The organism is Vibrio neptunius, from assembly GCF_000967495.1.
Lineage (GTDB): Bacteria > Pseudomonadota > Gammaproteobacteria > Enterobacterales > Vibrionaceae > Vibrio > Vibrio neptunius.
This window is the reverse complement of record NZ_JXXU01000103.1, coordinates 1-1,967: the sequence shown is the minus strand read 5'-3', so window position 1 is coordinate 1,967 and position 1,967 is coordinate 1. Positions and strand designations below refer to the sequence as shown.

Annotated in this window: 1 protein-coding gene; it reads right to left on the bottom strand. The window is 53.4% G+C overall.

Annotated elements, in window-relative coordinates:
• On the bottom strand, positions 1-1,767 hold a 1,767-nt coding region (locus TW84_RS22800), incomplete at its 3' end, for a LysM peptidoglycan-binding domain-containing protein (RefSeq protein WP_045977897.1).
• Positions 1,768-1,967 lie beyond the last annotated feature (200 nt).

Sequence of the window (1,967 nt, the reverse complement as noted above, 5' to 3'; positions counted from 1 at the left end):
GTCGGTGAAGTCAGCCAAGGGGTCATCCAAAGCGACAAAATGGTGGGCGCACAACAGGGGGGCTTGATACTGGTAGCTGATGAGGGACGCAGGCTGCAGTGGGCTGATAAGCCCTTGGTCATCGGCTTCGGTCACCGTGGGAGAGGCGCAGGTCAAATAAAACGCGCTTAAGTCTTCTTTGCCGACATCGGCCACTTCTTTTGAGATTTGTTCAATCGGCAGGCGATGGGTTGGGGCGGTGATATCGCGCAGCCAGGCTTGTCTTGCTTGTTGGCTCTCTGGAGTATCGCCTGTGTAGAAATCTTGCAGGTTTTGTGTCCAGCGCTGGCTCGCATAACCGATAAAATAAGGCCGGCCAGTTTGATAAAGCACGTAAGCGTGCGGCTTTTCAGCGTCTGCGTTATATCGCGTTTCGGCTAGGTCACCAACAAAGCGGTAGAACTCACCTTTGATTACTTGGTATTCAGCCACAGACCAAGCGTCGGTCTCGGGGTCTTGGCTGAGGGCATAGAGCCAGCCATCGCGCAGCTGCCGTAAGGTATAAGGGAGTTTGTCTGAGCGCAGCACGCCGCCCGGGAAGAGTGTGGTGTCAGTGATGGGGCTAAGCCCTTTGACCACCTCATCATTGAGTGTGTTGAGGTCTCGGTTGTCGATGGCGTAGCGCACCGGAGCCAAGGCGGCAAAGGCGCTTTGATTCGCCGTGGCGACCTTCACCACGGGAAACGGTTTCTCACGGGCGATGCGGTCTATCGAGAGCAGCCCCTCACTGAGCCGGGCGGTAAAGGCTGGGTAACCGACATCCAGCGCATGGTTGTACACCCTCACGGGCTCGGTGTAGATGACCGCCCCCTTATCCAGTGGCGATAATGGCAACGTCGGGTTTAAGGTTTGTAAGGTCTCAAGAGTGACACCGTGCTGCTGAGCAATCTGCTCTAGGGTTTCCCCTTGAGCCGCCTTGTGAGCGGCTCGGCGACTTACCTCTTCCACGATTGGCCCTTTGGTCAAAGGGATAATGGCGTCCATATCGAGCTGGACGCCATGCTCATTTAAAAAGGCCGTGTCTACCGCCGATATGGCTTGGTCATCCATGGCGTGTCGGCTAAACAGCAAGTGCTGGTCGACCACCACCTGACCCTCTCGCTTCCACAGGGCTAAGACAAAATCGCTGCCAAACTGGCTTCTAGGCTCTGGATTCATGGCCCCCGCTGTGCTTTGCGTGACCAAAAAGTGATACCGAGTGTCCCCTTGGAAGCGGTATTCATGCAGCAGCTCACCATCAACAAAATGGTACAAATAGCCTTCGGTCGGTAGGCCGAGCATTTCGCCGATTTGGATCGCGGGGCGAATTGGCACAAACGCGTATTCGATAGTGAGGTGGTCTTTGTCTTGAGGCGTGATGTCTGCCCAACGGAGTTCGGCATTGACCGGAAGCGGGGCTTTGCTTCCCACCCACAATTGTTGGGTTTCTTGCTTGTCTATCGAGACAATGCTGCGGGTATGAGGGCCATTGGCGACTTGACGCCATTGAGAGAGCCGGCTTTCTTGTGCGGTCTTGCCTAGCAGGCTGCCTATGTGCGGCTCGACTGCCTTGCTGTACAAACTCATCTCGCACGCATATTCGACCGCGTAAGCGAAGGCTGGCTCCTTCTCTTCGGGTGGAGAAATGGTTGGCATTGGGCCAGCTGGTTTCTGTTCAATAATCGGCTTGTAGCCAGCCCTAATGTGAGGTCTTTTTGTTTTAAACGGGTCGGGTGGTTTACGCTCCATGTCCATGCCCTCTGTCGAAAGTTGAGAGGGAGTGTAGGCGCGTAAGTTGTAGGTAAAGAGTTAATTATTGGTGATTTATTCTAAATTATTTTATTGGTAGATCTTCATGCAACGTCATATGTAAATAATACTAACTAAAGTAGTATATTACTCTTCATGGCTAACACTTTCCCAAGGCGTGTTTTCCCCCATAATCTGTG